Here is a 25,792-nt window from a genome sequence, read left to right on the forward strand (position 1 = left end):
AGGTGTTGTTGATTTTCTGTAAAAAATAATCTGGCTCGTTGATTCTAATTAACACAAATAAAACATAACCAAAATTTATGCCTTCTTGTTACATCGGCGTTTGAGTAGTGTGTAGGAGGATACCCCACCTCGTTAACATGAAGTGTTTTTAGAAACGAAAGGTCAGGGAATTTATAATGAAAATATCAGCATCATCAAAGCAATTCGCCTTGGGCAGCATGGTCATATCGGCCGTTCTTTGCATATCCGCCTGTTCAAGTAACTACGTTATTTCAACGGATGACGGACACATGATCGCCACGCACGGCAAGCCGGTAAAGGATAAAGACACCGGCCTTATCTCGTACAAAGACACAGATGGAAATACGCATCAGCTTAAGCAGCAGGATGTCAAAGAAATCGTGGAGAAATAAAGAGGGGCAGGTGGCCTGCCCGACACCACGTCGGGCGGGTATTTTACCTTCCGTTCCAGCGTTTCATCCCACAGAATGTGCTCACTGGTAATACCGACCCTGTAAAGGCTTCATACTCGGTTCCTTCAGCTAAAGTGGTAACTTTATTAAAACCGTCCCAAAAGGAGTCATTCATTATGAAGAATTTGCTGCCAGTTCTTATAATTCTGACATCATCCGGATGCGTTGATCTTGGACGCGTCGGAATGCACCCCGAGTTAAAAACAGCTTACTTTGATGGCCGTCAGCATGAGGTTATAAACTGCCTATACTCTGCAGCGCTAAATCAACACTTATCATTGATGAGAGGCGATCCATATCCAGATGGATCAGAAAGATACAACTTACAGGATGCAAATTTCGAGGATGTAGCATGGATTGACGTTTCTACTTTTAGTAATAAGCAAACAAGTGTGAACTTCTTTTATGCACCTCACGCACCTGATGTAACCGCCGCCATATCAGCAATGGTTTCTCAATGCAAAAAATGAAGTTTGGACATGGTTACCCGCATCAGAAGAGTTCTCCCAGAAAGGTGGCAAATGCGCCGTATCTGGGTGACATTATCAAATCGGACTTACATTATTGGTGCGCATAATCATGATTATGTTAAATTGAATCTACATTAACGCATCCACCTTGTTTCGATCATCTCCCCGCCTCCTGTCAGGTCTCTCACATTCCCCGCATCTGCACTTTTTTCGTTGCTCTATAAACCCGTACTTCCTCTCTTTCAGATATCAAAATCATTCAGCCTGTTTCGGCTGCCTGATGACGTATCAAATGTCCCGCTGATGTAAGTTCCGTCCCTGAAAATGACCACGTCATCGACTCTCACAGGATGCGCGCACGCGGCACACTGAATAGAATGCACAACTTCTGCAAACGGCGTAATGACTGTGGCGTTAAAGCGATCTGAACCGCACTGTTCGCAAATTATCCGGATATCCGGCATGTGATAAACCCGACATAAGTAAAAAAATAACTGATATAAATATAACACATAGGAAAATTCTTATTGTGAGTATTTCTTTTATGGGAGAGAAATCTTCTGAACCATAAAGTGCGTTGTTTCATTTGCATTTAGACACAATAAATCGTCCCGCCATCGGGGGATTTTCTCGTTATTATCCTGTCCTACAAAAAAGCACAGGTTTCGGCTTTACTGCTCAAACAATGGATTGGCGGCATATCACCGAAGCAGGCATTACGTTGATGATTTTAAACGGGATAATCTATGCGTCATTCAAAAATTGTTATGTTATCGGCCCTGGTTTTGGCTTCCTTATTACCTTTGGCCAATACCGCGCTCGCAGCGTCAAACTCTCACGAAATCAAATCGTTCTACGATGATTCCAAACTTTACTCGATTGGCGATCAGGTTCCGGCGCTGTACCGCACCAAGCCTTATGAAATCATCGGCTGGCAGGAACGTCATCTTCCGGCACCGGATGCGGGCACGCACTGGACTTACATCGGCGGCAGTTATGCGCTGATCACAGATACTGACGGTAAGATCACCAAAGCCGAAAACGGCGATATCTACTTCCAGTAATGCGTTTTGAGTTCGGATCTGTGAGGCCTGAAGAAATTCAGGCCTTTTTTCTTTCCTGTGACGGCGTAATGCCAAACACCTGTTTATAGGAAGTGGTGAAGTGATTACTGTTTGAAAAACCACACATAAAGGCAATGTCCGTGATAGAGGTTTCCGTATTTTTGATCTTCACGCGCGCCGACACCAAACGCAGCCTTTTCAGGTAGTTTTCCGGTGTCATTCCTGTGGTCTCTTTTATACGGCGAAACAACGTGCGCTGCGTCAGTGAAAATTCATCGGCCACGTCCACCCAGTTAATCTCAGTAAAACAGTGCTCCTGCAAATACCCCAACATGCGATGAAGTTTGTACTGCGTATGGTTGCGATCCCCGGTTTCCCGCTGGTTTACCAGACTCAAGATCAACTGGAAAAATAAACCTTCCTGCTGAACCGGACGCAGGTTTTGGTCAGGATCGTGCGCGGGAGTAAACATTTGCTCTACCAGCCCCCGGCAATGATTTTTTACCTCCGGTAATAACCAGCCGTAGCCACTGCCTTCGCTGGCAGAAAAGGGAGAAAGCAAGCGTTCGGTATTGGTCAGATAGCTGAATTCAGTCCGCGGGTTGATGAGTATATTAATCAGTTTCAGCGTGCCGAGTTCATCATAGAAATGGTAGTCATTGTCGCGGACGAAAAAGACGTCGCCTTCCTGAATAAAAACCGGTTTGCCGTTGATGACGTGCAATCCGTGGCCGCTGTCTACAATCACCAGTTCGTCAAAATCGTGGCAATGCTCGCTGTTGTTATCTTCCGGGTCGCTGGAATAAACCGATAGTTTTTCATCAACAGAAGAAAAATAGGCTTCTACTCTGAGTTTATCCATAAGGCGATTTGTCTCGTTTGTTCTTTTATCCGGGCAGACAGCTACCCTAAGTGATCCCCCGCAGGCCCGCGAATCTGATTTCTGAATATGTGATCGTCCCCTTTAATACCCCACGCTGGCTGCCATTTCCCGCGCAAAGCTGGCAACCACAGAATAGCTGGCGTTCTGAGCCCGGCGCACACTCCACTTCACACATCATTGAACAGGTATCGGGAATGTCTCAGGGGATACAGAAAAACAGCAGTCTTCGTTTTCATCGCAATAGTCGTTTTTTATCTGCCGCTGACGGTCTTTTACCGGCGTTGCAGCAAACCCGTTTACAGCCGGTTGGGGTGGTGGATGTCATTGCCGACACTTCAGAAGCGCTGGGCTGGAAAGCCATAAAGAGCCCTCTTCCCGCCAGTCTGATCGAGCGTGAACTGGCGCCGGGTGATGAAGTCATTATCGATTTCGGTACGCACTGCGTGGGGTATTTTGGTTTGCATTGCGAATCAGCAGGCAGCCCGCCGGATGCGCCAGCCCATCTGCAATTTATCTTCGGCGAAACAGCGGCAGAAATGGGCGTACCGTTCAGCGAATACAGCGGCTGGCTGAGCAGCAGCTGGCTTCAACAGGCAGATATTTATCTGGATGTGCTGCCGGAACAGGTGCGGTTGCCTCGCCGTTATTGCTGCCGTTACGTGAAAATCAAAGTCATTTCCACCTCAGCAAAATTTAACCTGAAGCTGAGTGACATTCATCTGAACACGTTGACATCTGCGGACAGCACTTCGCTGGCGCGATTGCATCATCCGGATGCCTTGTTGGATCAGATCGACCAGGTCAGCGTACTGACATTGCGAAACTGTATGCAGGAAGTGTTTGAGGACGGGCCAAAACGCGACCGCCGTCTGTGGCTGGGTGATCTGCGTTTACAGGCGCTGGTGAATTACCAGACGTTTGAACAAAACGATCTGGTAAAACGCTGCCTGTATTTATTTGCCGGGGTCACGCGCGAAGATGGCATGGTGTCGTCCAATCTGTTTATGAAGCCTGACGTCATTGCTGACGATACTTTTCTGTTTGATTACGCGCTGTTTTTTGTCGCCACGCTCGCCGATTACATCGCCGCGACAAATGATCAGCAGACACTGGAAGATCTCTGGCCAACCGCATGGCGGCAGGTTGAGCTGGCGCTGGGACGGGTCAGCGAAAAAGGGATTGTGCAGGACAGCGATGACTGGTGGGCATTTATCGACTGGCACGAATCACTGAATAAACAGGCTCCGGCACAGGGCGTACTGATTTATTGCCTGATGAAAGCCAGAGAGCTTGCCCGCAAAATCGACGGCGAAAATGTCACATTGCTGACCGCAAAAATCGATGAGCTGAAAAATGCGGCAATGGAACAATTGTGGGATGAAAATAAAGGGTTCTTCGTCAGCGGTGCCGCGCAGCAGACTTCCTGTGCTTCGCAGATATGGCTGGTGTTGGCTGAAATCGGTGATAACGATTTTCGGTCACAGCTGATCAGCCGTTTGCTGGCGAATCCGCCCGAAATAGGCATGAACACGCCGTACATGATGCACCACTTTATTGACGCGCTGATCAGCGTCGGTGAAACCCGCCGGGCCACGCTGGAAATCAAAAAATACTGGGGCGGAATGGTGCAGGCCGGAGCCGACACGTTCTGGGAATTGTACGATCCGAAGCGTCCTGATTTTTCCCCGTATGGCAGCAAACTCATTAACAGCTATTGCCATGCCTGGAGCTGTACTCCGGCTTACTTCCTCCGCAAATATGGCTTGTAATTAACTAAAAAATAACAATAACCTCAACCCTAAAGAGAAGACACCATGCAAAATACCACTTTTTCCCTGTGGCGGCAGCGACTGGGATATGGGATCGCCGACCTCTCCTGCAATCTGGTCTGGCAGATGATTTCGCTGTACCTCATGTTCTTTTATACCGACATCATGGGGCTTCCCGCCTATTACGCCGGACTGATGTTTTTAGTCACGCGCCTGGTTGATGGTGTCGCAGATGTCCTGATGGGATTGATTATCGACAATACCCACACCCGCTGGGGGCGTTGCCGCCCTTACCTGCTGCTGGGTGCCGTACCGTTTGGTTTGCTTTGTGTGATGGCGTTTTATGTGCCGGATTTCGACCTGACGGGCAAACTCTGGTACGCCTTCCTGACGTATCTGTGCCTCTCGTTTCTGTATACGCTCGTTAATATTCCGTTTTGCGCGATGCTGCCGTTCATTACCAATGATTCGAAAGAACGCACCACGCTCTCGGCAGTCCGTATTGTGATGGGTTCACTCGGTTCTACTATTGTCGCCGTTGCGACCTTGCCGCTGGTGCATTCTCTGGGTAACGGAAATCAGCAATCGGGCTTTCTCTATACCGCGATGATTTTTGGCGGGATCGCCGTATTCTTCCTGCTGCTGAGTTTTGCGAACGTCAAAGAGAGTATTCACGTTCAGAATGAAAAAATGACGCTCCGCCGCGCATGGACCAGCCTGCGCCACAACCGTCCGTGGTTTGTGTTTGCAGTGAATATCTTCCTGATGTGGGGGGCATTCTTTTTCCAGACCGGCGCGCTGGTGTATTTCTTTAATTATTACGTGGGCGACACGAATATTACTGCCGTTGCTGCGGGCATTTCGACATTCGTACCGCTGCTGGGAACATTAACGGTTCCGTTTATGGCGGCGCGAATGAAAAAACGCCACGTCTATTTATTCGCCTGCGCGATTAACGTCGCCGGCATGCTGGTGATGATATTCTCCGGCAATGCCATTATCGGCTTATTAACCGGCGCAACGATATTATCGGTCGGAGCCGGTCAGCGCACCGCCATTTATTTCTCCATGCAGGCTGACCCTGTTGATTACGGCGAATGGAAAACCGGGATCAACACTGCGGGCATTCTGACATCAGTTAACGGCTTTCTGGGAAAAGTCGCCATGGCCGGAGCCGGTGCTATCAGCGGGATCCTACTGTCTGCCGGAGGCTATCTCGCCAATCAGGTACAAAGCCCGCAAGCGCTGCTGGCCATAAAAACCTGCTATCTGTATATTCCGGCGGCGCTGATCCTGTGTTCGATGTTCTGGATAGGCCGTTATTATCGCCTCGATGATAATTATGAAGAGATCAAAGCCGAGCTGGATGAAAGGAAATCCAACAACGTTGGAAGGCACGCCGCAAAACTCACTTTAGAAAGTATTAAAGAGCGGTAAGATCAATCGAATAGACTTATCATAATGGCTGAACAGGGTTAGTTCATCGTTCAGCCAGGGTCGTTACATCGGCGCAGGACGTTTAACGCGAACTATTCATCATCATTCATGAGCATTTTGCTCTTTTCTTTTGGGGCTCCCATGAGCGACTCGCAGCAACGTCATTCAGTGCGCAAGCACCCCATGAAACTCAGTACTTCCGTGATTCTGATGATCAGCGCCGTGATTGCTTCCGTGCTGCTGGTGGTTCATCTGCTTTATTTCGTGCAGGTCAGCGATACCACGCGCGATGGCGTTAAAGACAAAGCGCTGGCCGTGGCAAGAACGCTGGCGGATTCCCCCGAAGTGAAACACGCCCTTTCCCTTCCTTCTGACAGCGGGATTATCCAGCCGATCGCCAGCGCGGTGCAAAAGCGCAACGACCTGCTGTTTGTCGTGGTCACGAATATGGACGGGATCCGCTTCTCGCATCCGAATACGGATGTGATCAGTCATCATTTTATCGGCGATGACATCAATCCCGCGCTGCTCGGCAACGAAAATGTCTCTATCAATAAAGGAACGCTGGATAAAGCGCTGCGCGTCTTTACGCCGGTGTATGACGATCATCACCAGCAAATCGGCGTTGTCGCCATCGGGATTTCGCTGGTAAAAGTCACCGAGCAAATCAACAAAAGCCGCTGGAGCATTCTCTGGACCGTGCTGTTTGGCATGATGGTTGGCGCACTGGGCACCTACTTTTTGGTCAAAATGCTCAAACGTATTCTGTTCGGGCTGGAACCTTATGAGATTTCGACGCTGTTCGAACAGCGTCAGGCGATGTTGCAATCCATCAAAGAAGGCGTGATCGCCGTTGACCAGGACGCGCATGTAACGCTCATTAACCAGACGGCACGCCAGACATTTCAGGAAACGGCCACGGACGTTGCGCCAAATGCCGATTCCCTGCCGCTTATCGCCAACCTGCGCGATGTGCTCAATACCGGCGTTCCGCGCCGCGACGAAGAGATCAACTACAAAGGGCGTTTACTGCTGAGCAATACCGTGCCGGTGCGTAATAACGGCGTCATTATTGGCGCAATTTGTACCTTCAGGGATAAGACGGAGGTCAGCCAGTTGATGCAGCGCCTGAGCGGCATGGTAAACTATGCCGATTCATTGCGGGAACGCTCGCATGAGTTCATGAATAAACTCCATGTGATACTGGGTTTGCTGCACATGAAAAGTTATACGCAGCTGGAGGATTATATTCTCAAAACAGCCAATAATTATCAGGCTGAAATCGGGTCGCTGCTGTTGAAAATTAAGTCTCCGGTCATCGCCGGGTTCCTGTTGAGCAAGATTAACCGCGCCTCAGACACCCGACATCTGCTGACACTCAGCGATGACAGCCTGTTGCCTGATAACAACAATGAAAATCAGGTCGCAGCGCTGATCACCGTTCTGGGTAATCTGATTGAAAATGCGCTGGATGCGCTGGGCGACCAGCCGGATGGCGAAGTCAGCGTGCTGCTGCATTATCAGAATGGCTCGCTGGCTTGTGTCGTCAGTGACGACGGACCGGGGATTACACCGGAAAACATTGAGGCGATATTTGAGAAAGGCGTTTCATCCAAGGGTGATCAACGAGGTATGGGGTTGTTCCTTGCGAAACAGCAAGTTGAAAGCCTCGGCGGAACCATTAACGTAGAATCCGAACCCGATGTTTATACCCAATTTTTTGTACAACTTCCCTGGGATGGTGAGAGGACAAGTTCTTGATCAATGTGCTGATAGTTGATGATGATGCCATGGTAGCCGAGCTAAACCGCTGCTACGTGGGCCAGATTGAAGGCTTCGCGTGCTGCGGCACCGCGTCGACGTTACAACAGGCGAAAGATCTGGTTTTGAATTCAGAACTGTCTATCGACCTGATTTTGCTCGATGTGTACATGCAGCAGGACAACGGGCTGGATTTACTTCCTGAGCTGCGCAATGCGCGCCGCCCTATCGACGTGATTGTCATTTCTTCCGCCGCCGATGCGGAAACCATCAAAAAATCGCTGAACTATGGCGTGGTGGATTATCTGATAAAACCGTTCCAGTTTTCCCGTTTCGAGGAAGCACTGACCGGCTGGCAGCAGAAAAAAACGCTGATGGATAACCAGCAATATTACGAGCAGTCGGACGTTGACCGGTTAATTCATGGCAATAATCCGTCGGCGGCAGAGTCCAAAAAGCTGCCTAAAGGTCTGACGCCACAAACGCTGCGCACGTTGTGCCAGTGGATTGACGAGCACCCAACGATGGAGTTTTCCACGGACGAACTCGCCAGTTCGGTGAATATATCGCGGGTGTCCTGCCGTAAATACCTGATATGGCTGGCGCAGATGAACATCCTCTTCACCAGCATTCATTATGGCGTGACCGGCAGGCCGGTTTACCGCTATCGCTTACAGGCGGATCATTACTCGCTGCTTAAACAGTACTGCCAGTGATGTGATAGTCCGGGTCCAGCGGCATGAACGTAAACTGCCGCTGCGATGAGAAGATAATCTGCTGGTCTTTCGTGACAAAAATAGCCTCAATGTGCGGGAAATTCTCCAGGTACCTGAGGCTTTTTTCCACGCCCATGCCGTAAAGCAGCGTGGTGTAGATATCACCGTCAATTGAGTCATCGGAAATAATCGTCACGCTGAGAAGCTCGTTATCCAGCGGATAGCCGGTTTTCGGATCGAGAATATGATGGTAACGCTGGCCGTTCAGCTCGAAATACCGTTCGTAAATGCCCGATGTCACCACCGATTTGTTCGTCACGTTTATCACGCCAATCAGCGATTCCGGGGTTGAAAACGGTTTTTTCAAACCAATCGCCCACGCGCCTTCTGCCCCTGCCCCCAGCGTTTGGACATTGCCGCCCAGATTGATCAGCGCCTGCGTCACCTGCTGCTCACGCAGGAAATCGCGCACCACGTCCGCGATATACCCTTTGGCAATCGCGCCCAGATCGATTTCCATTCCCGCTTTATGCAGAAAAACTGACTGCGAACTTTCGTCGAGGATCACGTCATGCGGATCCGTTATTTTCAGCAGCGCTTGTAAGTCAGTCGCAGCGGGCACGCTGTTACCGTTAAAACCGATTTTCCAGCGCTTCACCAGCGGGCCGATGGTGAAATTAAAACTGCTGTTTTCCAGCACGCTCACGGCTTTCGCTCGGCGGATCAGGTCAAACACCGGTTTGCTGACGGCGACGGCGTGATCGCCTGCCGCATGGTTAACCGACATCACTTCAGACTGCTGGCGGTTAACCGTCAGTTTGGTTTCCTGAAGTTTGATAAGCCGGAAAACGTTGGAGGCCAGGGTTTCATTATGTTCAAACAGCTTGAGAAGAATGGGCGAACCCATCAAAACGGCGGAGTAAGCATAAACACGATCGTCTGGCGTCATCAGATTTACCCAAAAACAGGCCTTAAAACAGACCTAATAGAGAAAAGTGAAAAGTGAAAAGCCCGCCCCACAGCGATGCGGGACAGGCTTTACGTTGAACTGAAACCTCAACCTTCCGGGTTGCAGGAGCGGGCTTAGCGTTGCCAGACTCCGTGCAACCGGAAGGAACACGGTTCTTTATTGCATCGCGTATTTCGCTGCATTCTGTCCCGCAAGAATACCGAAGATAATGATATCTGCAACGGCATTCCCGCCGATACGGTTACCGCCGTGGATCCCGCCGACCACTTCACCGGCCGCGAACGCACCGCTGAGCACCTGTTTCTGAGCATCCAGCACGCAGGTATCGGTGTTAATAGTCACGCCGCCCATGGTGTGGTGAACCCCCGGCGCGATACGGATTGCGTAGAACGGCCCCTGATTGATCGGATGGCGCATCGCCGTTTTACGGCCAAACTCTGCATCGTCCTGTTTATCCACCGCAACGTTGTAATTTTCCAGCGTAGCGAGGAATGCGTCTGATCCCATTTCCAGCTTCGCGGCCAGTTCACGTGGCGTTGCTCCGCTGATCACGAACCCGCGAGCAATATACTCATCCGCCGCTTTGTTGTTTAAACGTACCTGCTCGTCAAAGACCACGTAGGCAAACTTCTCTGGCAGGCCGATGATTTTTGCAGACACTTTGTCGCGCGTTTCCATCTCATTGAAGAAGCGATGCCCCGCCTGGCTGACCAGAATCGCACCGCCGCCACGGATGGCTTCGGAAATCAGATATGACGTTGTCTGTTCCACGGTCGGGTGAATCTGGATCTCGCCCATATCGACAGTACCGGCACCGATATTTTCCAGAATGGCGATACCGCCGCCGGTTGCGCCTTTGTGGTTGGTGGTCACGAAACCGTCCAGCTCAGGGCGATATTTCACGACCATGTCGCGGTTGGCGCTGAAACCACCGGTCGCGACAATCACGCTTTTGGCGTTTATCGTCAGCACTTCGTTTTCATCATTGAGCAGATCTACGCCCTGCACCGCGCCGTTGGTGTAACGGATTTCGGTCACAGACGTATCCAGCATTACGTCGATATTACGTTTGTTGAGGTTTTTCACCAGACCGCTGATCAGGAAGCCACCGACTGCGCTGCGATCTGCCGGGCGGTGCGTGCGGTCAATGCTCATCCCGCCGGTAATGGTGATATCGCTCAGTTCAATGTCGTGTGCTGCCAGCCATTCGACGGCCTGCGGGGCGCGTTCGATGAATTCTTTCAGCAGCACGGTGTTATTTTTGAACTGACCGCCTTTCAGGGTTTCCTGATAGAACAGCTCTTTGCTGTCTTCGATGCCTTTCAGTTTCTGATAACGGGTTTCTGCAGCGTTCATGCCTACAGAGGCTTTGATGGTGTTACCGCCGATGGTAGACATTTTCTCGACGATCAGCACTTTCGCGCCTTCATCACAGGCCTGAATCGCCGCCGCCAGACCAGCACCGCCGCTACCGACCACGACCACGTCGTAGCTTTGCGGTTCGGACAGGCTGCCGCCCTCTTCCAGCAACTGCGCTTTGCAGGATTTCGCGATAGCTTTGGATACCGCTTTTTTCACCGCTTCACTCTGTTCAGTTGCACCCGTAACGGCGTCAACGTGCGGGCTGTTAGCATCCAGAATACGGGTACGGATGATGTCGAAGCTGGTGGTGAATTCCACATCCAGATCCGCACCGGCTTCCAGCACAATGTCCGTAATGCGGTCGGTTTCCAGACTGACGTTAACCGCCACTTCATACGCGTTGTCCTGCACTTTTTCCTGGAACACACCGGCTTTGAATTTTTTCGACGACATGCTCATATCGCGGATCATCGCGTCAACCAGCGAGAAGCGCCAAAGTGGTTCAGGAATAGTCAGGGCTTCGCGCTGGGTGCTGTCGATGAACAGGTCGAGTTTCTGGTCACTGGCAATCCGGTCAGTCCAGTCCGGATATGCAATGCAGGCTTTACCGATGGCAATCATGTCGTAGCCATGTTCCAGCGCCAGCTCCGCGTCGGCTTTGTTCACAATCCCACCCACGCCCATCACCGGAATCGCGGCCAGTGTTTCAGAACGCATCGCGACATACTTGTCGATAAGCGGCGTCGGATCCGTGGTGTCGTTGATGGAAGGACGTAGCGAATAACCGAGGGAGAAATGGAGATAATCCAGACCACGCGCTGCCAGTTGCTCAAGCAGATACATCGTGTCTGCAAAGCGGATACCCGGCTCCTCGAGTTCTTCCGGTGAGAAACGGTAGCCAATAATGAAAGAAGAATCGGCGTATTTCTGCGCCATCTGATGGGTGATATCCAGCACCGCCAGCGGGAAGCGGGCGCGGTTTTCGCGGCTACCGCCCCATTTGTCGTTACGCTGATTGGAGTTCGGGGAGAAGAACTGCTGGATGAGGTAAGTGTTCGCGCCGTGAATTTCTACGCCATCGAAACCGGCTTCAATCGCGCGGCGGGTCGCTTCACCAAATTTGGCGATCATGTCGTCCACTTCTTCGGCGGTTAACGCCACCGGCGTTGCCGCGCCGTCACGCGGAGCAGCCAGCGCACTTGGCGCAACCGGCTGCTGACCGCCGATCAGTTTCGGCTCGCTCATGCGGCCACCGTGATAAATCTGCAAGAGCGCTTTAGAACCCTGAGATTTTACCGCTTCGGCAATTTTCGCCAGACCGGCAATTTTGCTGTCGTTGTCGATGCCGATAGCGCCCGGGAATGCGAGGCCTTTGTCATCCACAAAACAGCATTCCACGATGACGGTACCGATACTGCCCGCACGGGCACGATAATATTCAACCAGCTCGCTGGTGACGGTGCCATCGTAAAAACCGGTGCAGGTGGTCATTGGCGCCATCAGGATACGGTTTTTCAGTACGGTACCATTCGGCAGAGTGAACGGACTCAATAGCGGTGCGTTGGTGCTCATAATTGTAACTCCAAATTTTAAGTATTAATTTTCTGAATTCTTTACCGGCCGCTATTTAACGAAATATATGGTTATTATTTGTGTGTTTTATTTCGTTGCCGATTTCATGTTATTAATATAGTTTTATTTTTAGTTTCTAAACCCATTACATTAGTTTAATAACTATTTATCTATTAACTTAATGGCTGTTATATTAAAAATATGTTAACGCTAAAAACAAATAATCACATTCGTGTAAAGTACTCCCTTATTTGTATTTAAATGATCGGATTACTATTACATCCACGGCCTGTTTCCCCGCGAAAAATCAGAGAACTCACGCGCCTGCAAGGCCGTTTGCATCAGGGCAGGCCGAGTTTGCAGATGTGAATGACTCGCATTAGAGGTACTCCTTCCTTCGCGCGTCTCCCCCCATAAAGAGGCACTAATCGCAATTTATTTCGGGCATTACGGCACAGTGCGTTAAACCTGTTCAAAACACGCCACGAACATCTCAATTCTTGTTTTAAAAAATAAACCATCACCGTATTTTGTTGATCAAGATCAACAGTAATAAATAGGGAAAACGCATTATATAAACATTTCCTCCCTCTTAAGGGGAACGACATCTACCAAACACAAATAATAATAACGGGGCAGGTTCTCATTAAGAAACAGGCAACGTTAAATAACTAAAAAAATCAAAGTAACTAAAAAAAACACATAAGACATTTTACCTAAGCATCATCACAATATTCCTAACTACCTAAGATAAATATTATGAGCGAAATAACAAAAACTGCGGTGAAAGAGCCAGCGAAAAAAGCCGAGTCCGGCAAGAAAAATCGCTGGATCTTTATGTTACTTCCTGTGCTGGTGGCGGTGTTGCTGCTGCTGGTTCCCACTCCCGATGGACTTGAACCTTACGCATGGCACTTTTTCGCCATTTTTGTCGGCGTCATCGTAGGTCTGATCTTCGAGCCACTGCCAGGTGCCGTTATCGGCCTGACTGGCGTCGTGGTCATCGCCCTCTTCAGCCAGTGGTTGCTGTTTAGCCCGGCGGAGATGGCCGATCCGAAATTCAAAATGGCTGCACAATCTTTCAAATGGGCAGTCAGTGGTTTCGGTAACTCAACGGTCTGGTTAATCTTCGGCGCGTTCATGTTTGCCGCCGGCTACGATAAAACCCAGTTTGGCCGCCGTCTGGCGCTGATCCTGGTGAAATATCTGGGCCGCCGCAGCCTGACGCTCGGTTATGCCATCACCTTTGCAGACTTACTGCTGGCACCGTTCACACCGTCCAATACCGCGCGCAGCGGCGGCACGATCTACCCGATCATTGCCAACCTGCCACCGCTGTACGGCTCAAAACCTAACGACCCGAGCGCACGCAAAATCGGTTCTTATCTGATGTGGGTGGCGATCACTGCGGCGTGTATCACCAGCTCTATGTTCCTGTCTGCACTGGCACCTAACCTGCTGGCGCTGGGCATCGTGAACAGCGTCACCGGGATCAACATTTCCTGGGGCACCTGGTTCATGGCGTTCCTGCCGGTCGGCCTGCTGCTGCTGCTGACCATGCCGCTGCTGGCGTACTGGTTCTACCCACCGGAAGTCAAAATCAACGACGAAGTACCAAAATGGGCAACGTCTGAACTGGCAAAACTGGGCAGAATGTCCCGTCACGAAATCCTGCTGCTGGTCTTCGTATGCTGTGCGCTGGCGATGTGGATTTTCGCTGCCAGCTTCATTGAGCCTGCAATGGCTGCGCTGCTGGTTGTGGTTCTAATGTTGTGGACCGGCGTTCTGAACTGGAACGATATCACCAGCAACAAACCCGCCTGGAACACCTTTGCCTGGTTCGCCACGCTGGTTGCCCTGGCTGACGGCCTGTCCCGCACCGGTTTCATCGCCTGGCTGGGTAAAGAAGGCGCTGCGCTGATGGGCGGCATCTCTCCTGGCGCAGCGACCATCGCCCTGCTGCTGGCGTTCTACCTGTTGCACTATCTGTTTGCCAGCACCACCGCACACACCACCGCACTTTTACCGGCTATGCTGACTATTGGTGCTGCGATTCCGGGCATCAATATGCAGGTGTTCTGTCTGCTGATGGTGACGTCTCTGGGTATTATGGGGATCATCACACCGTACGGTACTGGCCCGAGTCCGATTTACTACGGAAGTGGTTATCTGCCAACGAAAGATTACTGGCGTCTGGGCACCATCTTCGGTGCAATCTTCCTGGTCGCATTACTGGTTATCGGCTACCCGTGGATGGTGATGATGTTCTGAGGGTGTGTATAAAATCACCCACAAAGCATTAACAGAGCATTTACTGAAATAAAACAGTTAAACCACGTTGCCAGCCTGTGTATTTGGCTGGCAACATACGGAACGAATAGAAACGTCGCCGTGATTTTCCCGTACTCTTCCTGAAAATCGTTGTACCCGTGGCGGCCATAACGGATTAAGTGAGAAAACAATGTCGAACAAACCTTTCTACTATCAGAATCCCTTCCCCGTTTCCAAAGATGAAACCGAATACTATTTGCTGACCAAAGATCACGTCTCTGTCAGCCAGTTTGACGGTGAAGACGTTTTAAAAGTCGCGCCGCAAGCGCTTACCCTGCTGGCTCAGCACGCATTCCACGATGCTTCTTTCATGCTGCGCCCTGCACATCAGCAACAAGTTGCCGCGATCCTGGATGACCCGGAAGCCAGCGAGAACGACAAATACGTTGCATTGCAGTTCCTGAGAAACTCAGAGATCGCCGCGAAAGGCATTCTGCCAACCTGCCAGGATACCGGCACCGCGATCATCATGGGCAAAAAAGGCCAGCACGTCTGGACCGGCGGCAACGACGAAGCCAGCCTGTCTCAGGGCGTGTACAACACGTTCATCGAAGATAACCTGCGCTATTCCCAAAATGCCGCGCTGGATATGTACAAAGAAGTGAACACCGGTACCAACCTGCCAGCACAAATCGACCTCTACAGCGTCGATGGCGACGAGTACAAATTCCTGTGCATCGCCAAAGGCGGCGGTTCTGCGAACAAAACCTATCTTTATCAGGAAACCAAAGCGCTGATCACCCCGGCGAAACTGAAAGGTTATCTGGTTGAGAAAATGCTCACGCTGGGTACAGCGGCTTGCCCTCCGTACCATATCGCGTTTGTGATTGGCGGCACTTCCGCAGAAGCCACCCTGAAAACGGTGAAACTGGCGTCCACGCATTACTACGATGGCCTGCCAACGGAAGGTAACGAGCACGGTCAGGCATTCCGCGATGTTCAGCTCGAACAGGAACTGCTGGTCGAAGCAAACAATCTGGGCCTCGGCGCACAGTTCGGTGGCAAATACTTTGCTCACGACATCCGCGTTGTCCGTCTGCCACGCCACGGCGCTTCCTGCCCGGTAGGCATGGGCGTGTCCTGCTCCGCTGACCGCAATATCCGCGCGAAAATCAACAAAGACGGCATCTGGATTGAGAAACTGGAAAACAATCCGGGCAAATACATTCCTGAATCACTGCGTCATGCAGGCGAAGGTGAAGCCGTTAAGGTTGACCTGAACCGTCCGATGAAAGAAATCCTCGCACAGCTTTCAGAATATCCGGTGTCTACCCGCCTTTCCCTGAGCGGTACGATTATCGTGGGCCGTGACATTGCGCACGCCAAACTGAAAGAGCGTCTTGATAACGGCGAAGGCTTGCCGCAGTACGTTAAAGATCACCCGATTTACTATGCAGGCCCGGCGAAAACGCCTGAAGGTTATGCCTCCGGTTCCCTCGGCCCGACCACCGCAGGCCGCATGGATTCCTACGTGGATCTTCTGCAATCGAACGGCGGCAGCATGATCATGCTGGCAAAAGGCAACCGCAGCCAGCAAGTGACGGATGCCTGTCACAAACATGGCGGCTTCTATCTGGGCAGCATCGGCGGCCCGGCAGCGGTTCTGGCTCAGCAAAGTATCAAGAGCCTCGAATGCGTGGAATATCCTGAGTTAGGGATGGAAGCAATCTGGAAAATTGAAGTAGAAAACTTCCCGGCGTTCATCCTGGTGGATGACAAAGGCAACGACTTCTTCCAGCAGATTCAGCAAAACCAATGTGCTAAATGCGTGAAGTAATCGCATTGCAGTAAAAACAAAAGGCCCGCCGTAAATGGCGGGCTTTTTTATCAGCTCAGGTCACTGCACTTCCCGCGTCAAGACATCATAAAAATCACGATCCCTTCCGTCACAATTCCGAGCGCTGTCCCGATGAGAATGGAAGATGACGCGGATTCCACGTAGGTATCGCTGCGCACCGCAAACATCCCGGCGGCAATCGCCGACGGCGTGGCACCGATAATCACCACCTGCTGCAACAGCGTGTGGCTCAGACCAAAGGCTATTCCGGCGGCGGCCATGATGGCGGGCTGGATTAAGTTTTTCATGCCGATATTGGTAAACGTATGGATATTCAGCGTCGGGCGTTCGCCGAAGAACAACAGCCCCAGCGCGAACAACGAAATCCCCCCCGCTGTTTTCCCCATCATTTCAACCGAAGACGACAGCAACTCCGGGATTTTGATCCCCGCCAGACTCATGATGACGCCGAGAACCGGGATCCACACAATCGGGTTACGCACCGCTTTAAACAGGTTGGTCAGGATCATTTTGCCCAGACTGCCCTGCCCGGCCAGTTCACTGTTTTCATCACCCATGCGGATCAGAACAATGGTCAGCGGGATCATCAGCACGCTGGTGATGAGGTTACCCACCAGCACCCCCAGAAAACCTTCCGGCCCGATAAGGACGGCCAGAACCGGCGCGCCGAAGTACGCCATATCCGGGAAGGCGCACACCAGTGACTGAATGGCGCTGGTTTTTATGTCGTGACGAAACAGAAAACGCGAGATGCACAATGTCAGAAGATAAGATCCCATCAGACCGATCACCAGCACAGCCATAAAGGATAAATTCTGTATTTTGGACGGATCGGTGTGCAATGCGCCGATAAAAAGATGTAATGGCAACGCAAAACGAATCACCACAGTCGCTAATACCGTTGCATCGTCACGTTTCATATAACCGAGTTTTCCGCTCAGCCAGCCTAAAACCATAACAAAAACTAAAGGAAATAAAGAGGATAAGAGTAACGTTGGCATAATCAGACCTTTTTCTTTTTTATAGTTAATTGAATGAAGAAAAATAAAACTGCGAGTCTTTATATTATTTTCGCTCAGTGGTAAGTGTGATAATGCTCACATCTGTTTACCTGCTGAGAATAACAATAATTACTTAACCAATAAAAACATATAAATCAATAGCTTATTAAAACACTGAATTATTTAACTTAAGTGCGCTGTTATTTTATTAGTTACACTGAATTATTCTGAAATATCCAACAACACACTGACGAATTTCATCACTAAGTAAGTATTTAAATGCTTTTGTAATTTGTGTAACCAGAACCTCCCCCTCTCGCGTGATATAAAAACCAGACAATAATAAAGACTATTTCCGGCTGCTGTGCGCTTTTTATTTTATTTAATTCACTCTGATTCGATTGTTCATAGGATTTTACTGCGAGGGATCCTTAGGCGAAGAAATAACGCCGAAGGAAATCACTGAGTACAAACTCTAAGGCTTAATGATGTTAAAAAAACGCCCACTCTACACGCATTACACCGGTTCGCTGTTACTCGAAAATCCGCTGCTGAACAAAGGTTCGGCCTTCAGCCGCGAAGAACGTCTGGCGCTTAATCTGAACGGATTGCTGCCAAACCAGGTGGAAACCATCAGCGAACAGACCGACCGCGCTTACACCCAATTCTCTGAATTCAAACGTGATATCTCCAAACATGTTTATCTGCGCAATATCCAGGACACCAACGAAACACTCTTCTATAACCTGGTGAATTCCCATCTGGAAGAAATGCTGCCGATCATCTACACCCCGACCGTTGGCGAAGCGTGCGAGCATTTCTCTGATATCTACCGCCGCGCCAGAGGGTTGTTTATCTCCTACCCGGACCGCGACAACATCGATGAAATGCTGCAAAACTTCTCCAAAAATGACATCCGGGTGATCGTCGTCACCGACGGCGAACGCATTCTGGGGCTGGGCGATCAGGGCATCGGCGGGATGGGTATTCCTATCGGTAAACTCTCGTTGTACACCTCCTGTGGAGGGATCAACCCGGCCAATACGTTACCAATCATGCTTGACGTCGGCACGAATAATGCGCAACGCCTTGATGACCCGCTGTATATGGGCTGGCGCCACCCGCGCATTACCGACGGTGAGTACAATGAATTCATGGATATGTTCATTCAGGCTGTGAAAACGCGCTGGCCGGACGTATTGCTTCAGTTCGAAGATTTCGCGCAAACCAACGCGATGCCCTTGCTGGAGCGTTATCGTGATGAGCTTTGCTGCTTCAATGATGATATTCAGGGCACCGCCGCTGTCACGCTGGGCTGCCTGATTGCCGCCAGCCATGCCGCCGGGACGCAACTGCGCGACCAGCGCGTAACCTTCCTTGGCGCGGGTTCTGCCGGCTGCGGTATCGCAGAAAAAATTGTTGCGCAGATGATTGCCGAAGGTGCAACGGAAGATGAAGCGCGCAGCCAGGTCTTTATGGTGGATCGCTTTGGCCTGCTGACGGATGACATGCCGAACGTGCTCGCTTTCCAGCGCAAGCTGGTCACGCGCAAAGCCAACATTGCCCACTGGAAAGTCGATGCCCAAAACATTTCGTTGCAGGATGTCGTACATAACTCCAAACCGACGATTCTGATTGGCGTTTCCGGGCAACCGGGGCTGTTCACCGAAGAAATCATCCGCGAAATGCACCACAACTGCCACCATCCGATCATCATGCCGCTGTCGAATCCGACGTCGCGCGCTGAAGCCCGCCCGCAGGACGTGATTGCGTGGACAGAAGGCGCCGCGCTGATGGCCACCGGCAGCCCGTTTGCACCGGTGCATTATCAGGATCACACTTACCCGATCCCGCAATGTAACAATGCCTATATTTTCCCCGGTTTAGGTCTGGGGATCCTGGCCGCCAAGGCGCGTCGCGTTACCGACGGAATGTTGCTGGCCGCCAGTCAGGCGCTGGCCAGCCTTTCTCCGCTGGCAACCACCGGCAAAGGTTCGCTGTTACCGGCTATCGCCGATATTCAGCATGTGTCGAAAGTGATTGCCGCTGAAGTCGCACGTGTGGCACAGCAGGAAGGTGTGGCACCGGAAATGTCGCAAGAGACGCTGCTAAACCGTCTCGATACTGAATTCTGGAAGCCCGAATACCGGTCTTACAAGCATTCATCGTTCTGATCGTTTGTCTGGCCGGCAGAGATGCCGGCCATTTTGATTCTGAAGTACATCCTTGTAATATGCGCTAAAGCCCGGCATTTTGCGGATTATCAAAACCGACGCGCCCGACAAACGGCAAACGCAGCGCCGGATTTTTGAAATCAACTCCCAGATTCAGCCCTAACACATTCACTTCAACACCTTCTTCAACGCCAAGCGTGACACCCAGAAGCCCCAGCACAGAAACCTGCACGCCACGCCCGGAAGGCGGTAAACCGATCGGATTTGTGATACCGCGATAATCTTTACCGATAGCGTTAGACGGCATATCGAGTTGCAAGTCCGGCACTTCACGGCCAATGTGCGCCATAAACGTGTTGCTGTTGGGGCCCGGCCACGCGTGATAGGTATGCGGATACGGATAACTTTTTATCGCCGCGATAATTTTGGGGATCATCTCTTCAGCCTGAGCCCCGCGATGGTCGACCAGTAATTTGGGCTTTGAGCCAAACCAGTAACCGTCAGGAATAGCATAATTGCGGCGAACAACGTTCGTGCTGCCCCAGCTGATGACGTCATAACGAGTAAACGCCGTTTCGCCTTCGCGTTTAAAAATAATCCACGGATGTACCGCCACCAGCCCGCGCCACCCATACGTCGGTGCGGCATATATCTGAACAATCGCGGTACTGCGCAGTTTGACCGGATCCGGCGCAATACCCGCAGAATCACGACGCGCCGTCGCCCAGTTCTGGCTGGCAGGCTCCGTTTTAGTGTGCGCCGCCCTGGCATAGCTGTAACCGAATGACAGCAACAAAACCCCTACAAAACAGAGAATTATCCATTTCACGGCCATTTTTTTTCACTCACTTTTGTCAGCCATTTCGAAAGAACAACAGTACGCATTCATTACAAGGCTGGCAACGTGAAAGTCTGGTGCGCATCACAAACTCTGTAGCAAAAGACGGTTGAAAAAAGAGTCATTTCATTATCTCAACTTGTCATGAGGAACTATCGTCCTGCATAAATTAGGGTGAATAACATAATAACTGCCGAGTTTATCTGTATTGCAGGAAGTGTAGGATGAAAACATTAATATGAAAGGAATGATAAAGGACATAACAAATCCTAAGCAGCATGAGGCTATACTAAATCCTAACCAAATATTTCCGATTACAGTAGCTTTTTTTAATTGTTTCATCCCTTTACGTAATAGTATTCTCAATGAAAAAAAGAACATCCATATGAATAAAGGAACCCCTCCGATAGATATAATCACTTTCCCATTATACTGTATGATATCTCCGCGCAAAAACAACGAGCAAACACCAAATAAATCTACGTAAATGGAAATTACGTAAATAGTAACCACGCAGATAGCCATCATTAAAAATGCTGAAATTTTATAAAGCACCAGTTTTTGTAAATCATTATCTTTCATTTATCCCTCCAACGATGCGTAGCTATAGTCTTACATAAGTCAGGGTTAATGACATAATAATTGCTGAGTGTATCTGTATTGCAGGAGGTATAGGATGAAAACATAAACATGAAAGGAATGATAAAGGACATAACAAATCCTAAGCAGCAGGAGGCTATACTAATTCCTAACCAGGCATTTCCAATCCACGAGGTTTTTTTTAGAGGTTTTATTCCTTTATGCAAAAGTGTTCTCAATGAAAAGAAAAATACCCAAATCAAAAGAGGAACCCCTCCAATGCAAATAATTGTCTTGCCGTTATATTGTATAATATCCCCTAATGAGATTAATGAGTAAGTATCCTCTATATCCATAAAAACCGTGCAAAGATAAATTAATCCCACGCAAAAGGCGATCATGCAAATTGCAGAAAGCTTGAAAATAATGAACTGCCACAAATTGTCACTTACCATTTCAATATCCAAACTCGACAGGTGTATTTAAAAACAGCTTGGAGTTTTTAAAATTCCATTCGTTTACTTTCTGATACTCAGCAATGCCTAACCGAAGTTTTTCTTTTAAGTTTACAGACAGCCCGAGACTATCATCTAATTCATTCAGTCCTTTGTTTAAATAAATACCAACAACTATAACTAGAAATATTGAAACAACTACAGGAGCACCAATAACAGTCAAAATTCCGCCAGCAATTCCTAAAACAACTCCTGCTACAATGGTTTTTACCGCATCCACCGAAACATCAACAAGAAAATCGGCAAGGTGATAATCAGATTTGAAGATCAGTTCAAGTGCCCGCCAGGCTACGGAAGCAAAAATACAGAATTTCATCCCTTTGACAAGTGCTCCACCGATACCCCGGTAGCCGATGCCCATTTCCAGCATTTGCGGGTGATTAACCGCATAACGGGTGCCTTTGAGTATCTGGCGTAATCCGGCGCGCCCGGTTATTTTTATGTAAGACTTTCCCTTGAAGGTGTATTCGATCGCCCGGACGCCGAGCGATTTGAAATGAAACACCAGATCACCGGCTGAATTCTTATAGGTCATTAAATTACTGATATTCGCAGTGCCCTCCAGAATATCTTTAATGTTACCCGGTGCCAGTTTGTAGGAGAAAATTTTATCCGTGCCCCCCATCAGGGTATCGACAATCTCTTGTGCCTCCTCCATCGTCAGCAACATGATATGGCGAGTTTCGGTAATAAATGTGCCGTTCGCGAAAGCCATATCGCGCTGCACAGGATTCATGCTGGGGAAAGAGTTAAACGAGTCCTCCCCCATCAATATTTTTTTGCCAGCATTGACCCGCCGCCAGTAAGCTGCATCCGTTAGTTCTGACATTTTATTTTCCTTTCTTAATAAACGCGTTCATTCCATAAACTGTAAGCACTGGTACCGGCTATGCAGTGTTCCCATGTGATGGTTTCATAGCTGAAACTGACTCTTTCCTGCGCTTCGCCTTCGCTCTCGAGAATGCAGTGCGGCACAATGAAATCGATACTCGTAATCCTGGCACCGGTTAATTTCACTTTGTAATAGCATTCGCCCATACCGACTTTATTGGTGCGGTACAGGTATAAATCACAGGTGAGGATTTCATTGTCTGTGATCGCTTTTCCCAACAGCGGGGAGGATTTGTCGATGGGCTTAAGAATAGTCATTTCGTGATGATTAACGTTCTGGTCACGGGTTAGTGAATGTTTCAGACTGTAGACCATGATATTATCAATATTTGCAATTTGCGCTTTATTGCCAATGGAATCCAGTGATGAACAGCCAGCAGAGATCAACCCCTGAGTTTGCCCGTTTAATGTCAGATATGTTAAGTTTGCCATATTCGTCCCTTATGCATTATTTGAATGAGTGATACTTTCCATTTAGAAAATTATGTCAACTTTAGCGATAACTTTCCCCCATTACTGTTTTAAATAATTAAAATAACTTAGAGAGCCTATTAATGAATTATATAAAAATATGCGGAGGATTTTGTTCCTAAAAAATTTAAAAAACAAGTTATTTGTCAGGCGGTTTTATATTAAGGGATATTATTATTCACGCAATCAATGTGAATTAAAAATATATATATACAGCTAAATGAAACAAGCAATAAAACCCAGCACACCTCACAGATATAGTTTTTTCCCTCAACAGTGAATAAATCAGGGTGCAGGTTATATTTCGTGACTCAGGCTCTGTTTTTTTTAGAAAAAACATCCCCAATTGAAAATCGGACTCCAGCCCATTGTTGATGGCGCGATGCTGTCTCATACTTCAACTAACGTTTTAAAGATCTGCAGGTTTTCTGAAAACAACACATTGACGTTAACGCATTGAATATAAAAAGGATGAATATGACTGACTCTAAGAAAGCATTGATCATCGGCGCTTCACGTGGCATTGGTTTGGGTGTGGTGGATGTCCTGGCAAAACGCGGCTGGCAGGTGACGGCGACAACGCGGGCTGCCGTTCCGGCAAAAAGCCCCGCTTCAGTTGACTGGGTAAAACTGGATATAAATAAATCCGAAGCCAGGGAAGCCGTTAAAGATGCGCTTTCCGAAAGCCGCTTTGATCTGATTTTTGTGAATGCAGGCGTGTTTGGCCCCGGCCATCAGGACATTAATCAGGCCACCGACGAAGAGATTATTCAGCTGTTTCTGACCAACGCCATTTCTCCTGTCCGCACTGCGGCTGAATTTCTTCCCCTGCTGAAACACCGCACCGGCGTGCTGGCGCTAATGACCTCAGAACTGTCGAGCCTCAATGAAAACGAAGTCGCCACCTATCCGCTGTATTCCGCCAGTAAAGCCGCACTGAATATGCTGACGCGCGGTTTGCAGGAAGCCACTGAAAAGCAGGAACTGACGCTGTTATCCGTTCATCCGGGTTGGGTGAAAACCGATATGGGCGGCGAAGATGCCACGCTGACCGTAGAAGAAAGCGCCACCGGGATTGTCGATCAGTTCGACGCTTACCGTAGCAAAGGCGGTCACCACTTTGTGGAATATTCCGGCCGGAAACTTCGCTGGTAAATTTGCGGTTCACCGCACGCTGACGGCCTCATGTGAGGCCGTTTTTATTTCTGAAATACAGATGACCCCCCTTGCGCACGAACTCCATTCCTTCTTCACAATGTGAACGCAAAATGGCATTTAATGACGGTTTGCTGAACTTTTTGTGATGCTTCCCTTTTGTGGTAAAACTAGACCGGTCGGTTGGTTGTTAATAATTTGTAGACACAATAATTGCCGGGCTAACTTATCCCAAAATAAGACTCAGACGCGGCGCATAAACTTGCTTCCTTCAGGGATTTGTCATGCCTTCATCCTCAGTGGATTCGGATTCGCTGTTACAACATCGTTCGTTCGTCGCGTTCTGGATAGCCCGTGCGGCGTCCAGTTTTGGTTTCCAGATGCTTTCTATTGTGGTGAGCTGGCAAATCTATTCGATCACCGGACGGGCGTTTGATCTCGGGTTGATCGGGCTGGTGCAGTTTTTCCCCTCGGTTGCGCTGGCGCTGGTCGCCGGGCACGTGGCCGACCAGTTTGATCGTCGCCGCGTTGTGTTACTCGGGCAGATGGTCGAGTGGCTGGCGATTGCTGCGCTGGCCTGGTTGTCGCTCACGCATCACGTCAATGAAGTGATCATACTCGGGCTGATTTTCATCATCTCGACCGCGAAAGCCATGGAAGCGCCGTCGTTGCAGTCAATGCTCCCGGCGCTGGTTCCGCCGCATTTACTGGCGCGCGCGATGGCGGCAAACAGCGTATCCGGCCAGGCGGCGGCGATGGTCGGCCCGGCGCTGGGCGGTTTTCTGTATGTCGCCGGGGCGGGCGTGGCGTATTCGGTCTGCGCCGTGCTGTATCTGCTGTCAATCGTGATGGTCAGCCGGTTACGTTATGAACAGGCGCCACCGCGCCGTGTTCCGGCTACGTTCAAAACGCTGTTTGCCGGTATCAGTTTCATCCGCAACCGGCCGGACGTTCTGGGCGTCATTTCACTGGATTTATTTGCTGTACTGCTTGGCGGCGCGACGGCGTTGTTGCCGATTTTTGCCCACGATATTCTGCACACCGGCCCGTGGGGTTTGGGATTACTACGCGGCGCGCCAGCGGTCGGCGGCTTAATCGTCGGGTTCTGGCTGAGCCATCGTGCGCTGAAACGTAACGTCGGGATGACCATGTTTACGGCAGTAGCCGGTTTCGGCGTCGCGACACTCGTTTTCGCGTTCTCGACCTCGTTATGGCTTTCGATGCTGGCACTGTTTGCGCTCGGCGGTTTCGACATGATCAGCATGGTCATTCGTGGCGCGCTGGTTCAGCTGGATACGCCCGACGATATGCGCGGCCGCGTCAGCGCCGTAAACTCAATCTTCATCAACACCTCCAATCAGCTCGGTGAATTTGAATCTGGCCTGATGGCCGCCTGGGTCGGCGCAGTGCCTGCCGCAGCGATTGGCGGCGTCGGCACGCTGATTGTGGTCGGCTTATGGATGATCGGGTTCCCGGCTTTGCGTAAACGCCAGAAACTTGAAAATGATGTGGTGACACCGTAACGTTTAACGGGGATATTTGACACTGGAACAATTCGAAAA

Annotated in this window: 21 protein-coding genes; 12 read left to right on the forward strand and 9 right to left on the reverse strand. The window is 49.9% G+C overall.

Features of this window, described 5'->3' with window-relative positions; genetic code table 11:
• Positions 1-176: 176 nt before the first annotated feature.
• The 3 genes from BV494_RS22130 (at position 177) to BV494_RS22145 (ending at position 2,007) form a co-directional block, all read left to right on the forward strand.
• Positions 177-413, forward strand: coding sequence for a YgdI/YgdR family lipoprotein (locus BV494_RS22130; protein ID WP_104924968.1), 237 nt, complete (start codon positions 177-179; stop codon positions 411-413).
• A 176-nt stretch (positions 414-589) separates the two neighbouring features.
• Complete coding sequence (locus tag BV494_RS22135; RefSeq protein ID WP_104924969.1) at positions 590-943, forward strand: hypothetical protein; 354 nt, start codon at positions 590-592, stop codon at positions 941-943.
• Positions 944-1,689: 746 nt separating this feature from the next.
• Positions 1,690-2,007: an RcnB family protein gene (locus BV494_RS22145; protein ID WP_104924970.1), complete on the forward strand. Its 318-nt coding sequence runs from the start codon at positions 1,690-1,692 to the stop codon at positions 2,005-2,007.
• Between the two features lie 37 nt (positions 2,008-2,044).
• Here BV494_RS22145 and BV494_RS22150 read toward each other — a convergent pair whose 3' ends face one another.
• Entirely contained in the window at positions 2,045-2,869 is an 825-nt protein-coding gene (locus tag BV494_RS22150) for a helix-turn-helix domain-containing protein (RefSeq protein WP_104924971.1), read from the reverse strand.
• Between the two features lie 215 nt (positions 2,870-3,084).
• On the opposite strand from BV494_RS22150, the gene BV494_RS22155 reads away from it, so the two are divergent.
• From BV494_RS22155 to dcuR, 4 genes are all read left to right on the forward strand, one after another.
• Positions 3,085-4,659: an alpha-L-rhamnosidase-related protein gene (locus BV494_RS22155; RefSeq protein ID WP_104924972.1), complete on the forward strand. Its 1,575-nt coding sequence runs from the start codon at positions 3,085-3,087 to the stop codon at positions 4,657-4,659.
• A 45-nt stretch (positions 4,660-4,704) separates the two neighbouring features.
• On the forward strand, positions 4,705-6,096 hold the full coding sequence (locus tag BV494_RS22160; RefSeq protein ID WP_104924973.1) for an MFS transporter: 1,392 nt from the start codon (positions 4,705-4,707) through the stop codon (positions 6,094-6,096).
• Positions 6,097-6,237: 141 nt separating this feature from the next.
• On the forward strand, positions 6,238-7,857 hold the full coding sequence (locus BV494_RS22165) for a sensor histidine kinase (protein ID WP_104924974.1): 1,620 nt from the start codon (positions 6,238-6,240) through the stop codon (positions 7,855-7,857).
• Complete coding sequence (dcuR, locus tag BV494_RS22170) at positions 7,854-8,573, forward strand: two-component system response regulator DcuR (RefSeq protein WP_104924975.1); 720 nt, start codon at positions 7,854-7,856, stop codon at positions 8,571-8,573. The genes BV494_RS22165 and dcuR overlap by 4 nt, the downstream gene beginning before the upstream one ends.
• On the opposite strand, the gene BV494_RS22175 is transcribed toward dcuR, so the two are convergent.
• Together BV494_RS22175 and BV494_RS22180 are read right to left on the reverse strand one after the other, a co-directional pair.
• Entirely contained in the window at positions 8,554-9,522 is a 969-nt protein-coding gene (locus tag BV494_RS22175; protein WP_104924976.1) for an FAD:protein FMN transferase, read from the reverse strand. The two genes, dcuR and BV494_RS22175, sit on opposite strands and share 20 nt — an antisense overlap.
• Positions 9,523-9,699: 177 nt before the next feature.
• Complete coding sequence (locus BV494_RS22180; RefSeq protein ID WP_104924977.1) at positions 9,700-12,477, reverse strand: flavocytochrome c; 2,778 nt, start codon at positions 12,475-12,477, stop codon at positions 9,700-9,702.
• A gap of 759 nt (positions 12,478-13,236) precedes the next feature.
• On the opposite strand from BV494_RS22180, the gene BV494_RS22185 reads away from it, so the two are divergent.
• The gene (locus tag BV494_RS22185) at positions 13,237-14,748 is read left to right on the forward strand and encodes an anion permease (RefSeq protein WP_104924978.1); all 1,512 of its coding nucleotides are present in this window, start codon (positions 13,237-13,239) and stop codon (positions 14,746-14,748) included.
• Positions 14,749-14,938: 190 nt separating this feature from the next.
• Entirely contained in the window at positions 14,939-16,585 is a 1,647-nt protein-coding gene (fumA, locus tag BV494_RS22190; RefSeq protein ID WP_104924979.1) for a class I fumarate hydratase FumA, read from the forward strand.
• A 77-nt stretch (positions 16,586-16,662) separates the two neighbouring features.
• Here fumA and BV494_RS22195 read toward each other — a convergent pair whose 3' ends face one another.
• Positions 16,663-17,607: an AEC family transporter gene (locus tag BV494_RS22195; protein WP_104924980.1), complete on the reverse strand. Its 945-nt coding sequence runs from the start codon at positions 17,605-17,607 to the stop codon at positions 16,663-16,665.
• 488 nt (positions 17,608-18,095) lie between these two features.
• Between BV494_RS22195 and BV494_RS22200 the strand changes: the two genes are divergently transcribed.
• Complete coding sequence (locus BV494_RS22200) at positions 18,096-19,781, forward strand: NAD-dependent malic enzyme (protein WP_104925271.1); 1,686 nt, start codon at positions 18,096-18,098, stop codon at positions 19,779-19,781.
• 64 nt (positions 19,782-19,845) lie between these two features.
• Here the strand turns inward: BV494_RS22200 and BV494_RS22205 are convergent, their stop codons facing one another.
• From BV494_RS22205 to BV494_RS22225, 5 genes are all read right to left on the reverse strand, one after another.
• The gene (locus BV494_RS22205; protein WP_104924981.1) at positions 19,846-20,616 is read right to left on the reverse strand and encodes a DUF3750 domain-containing protein; all 771 of its coding nucleotides are present in this window, start codon (positions 20,614-20,616) and stop codon (positions 19,846-19,848) included.
• 132 nt (positions 20,617-20,748) lie between these two features.
• Positions 20,749-21,201 (reverse strand): DUF1240 domain-containing protein, encoded by a 453-nt coding sequence (locus BV494_RS22210; RefSeq protein WP_104924982.1) that lies wholly within the window; start codon positions 21,199-21,201, stop codon positions 20,749-20,751.
• Positions 21,198-21,653 (reverse strand): DUF1240 domain-containing protein, encoded by a 456-nt coding sequence (locus tag BV494_RS26370; RefSeq protein ID WP_104924983.1) that lies wholly within the window; start codon positions 21,651-21,653, stop codon positions 21,198-21,200. The genes BV494_RS22210 and BV494_RS26370 overlap by 4 nt, the downstream gene beginning before the upstream one ends.
• Before the next feature lies 1 nt (position 21,654).
• A complete protein-coding gene (locus BV494_RS22220; protein WP_104924984.1) occupies positions 21,655-22,542 on the reverse strand; it encodes a hypothetical protein in 888 nt (295 codons plus the stop codon).
• A 14-nt stretch (positions 22,543-22,556) separates the two neighbouring features.
• Positions 22,557-23,036 carry an Hcp family type VI secretion system effector gene (locus BV494_RS22225; protein WP_104924985.1) on the reverse strand — a complete coding sequence of 160 codons (480 nt, stop codon included), beginning with the start codon at positions 23,034-23,036 and terminating at the stop codon, positions 22,557-22,559.
• A 516-nt stretch (positions 23,037-23,552) separates the two neighbouring features.
• Here BV494_RS22225 and BV494_RS22230 point away from each other — a divergent pair.
• Both BV494_RS22230 and BV494_RS22235 read left to right on the forward strand, forming a co-directional pair.
• Complete coding sequence (locus BV494_RS22230; RefSeq protein WP_104924986.1) at positions 23,553-24,230, forward strand: SDR family oxidoreductase; 678 nt, start codon at positions 23,553-23,555, stop codon at positions 24,228-24,230.
• A gap of 284 nt (positions 24,231-24,514) precedes the next feature.
• Positions 24,515-25,753, forward strand: coding sequence for an MFS transporter (locus tag BV494_RS22235; protein ID WP_104924987.1), 1,239 nt, complete (start codon positions 24,515-24,517; stop codon positions 25,751-25,753).
• Positions 25,754-25,792 lie beyond the last annotated feature (39 nt).

Source organism: Rahnella sikkimica (assembly GCF_002951615.1).
GTDB classification, from domain to species: domain Bacteria; phylum Pseudomonadota; class Gammaproteobacteria; order Enterobacterales; family Enterobacteriaceae; genus Rahnella; species Rahnella sikkimica.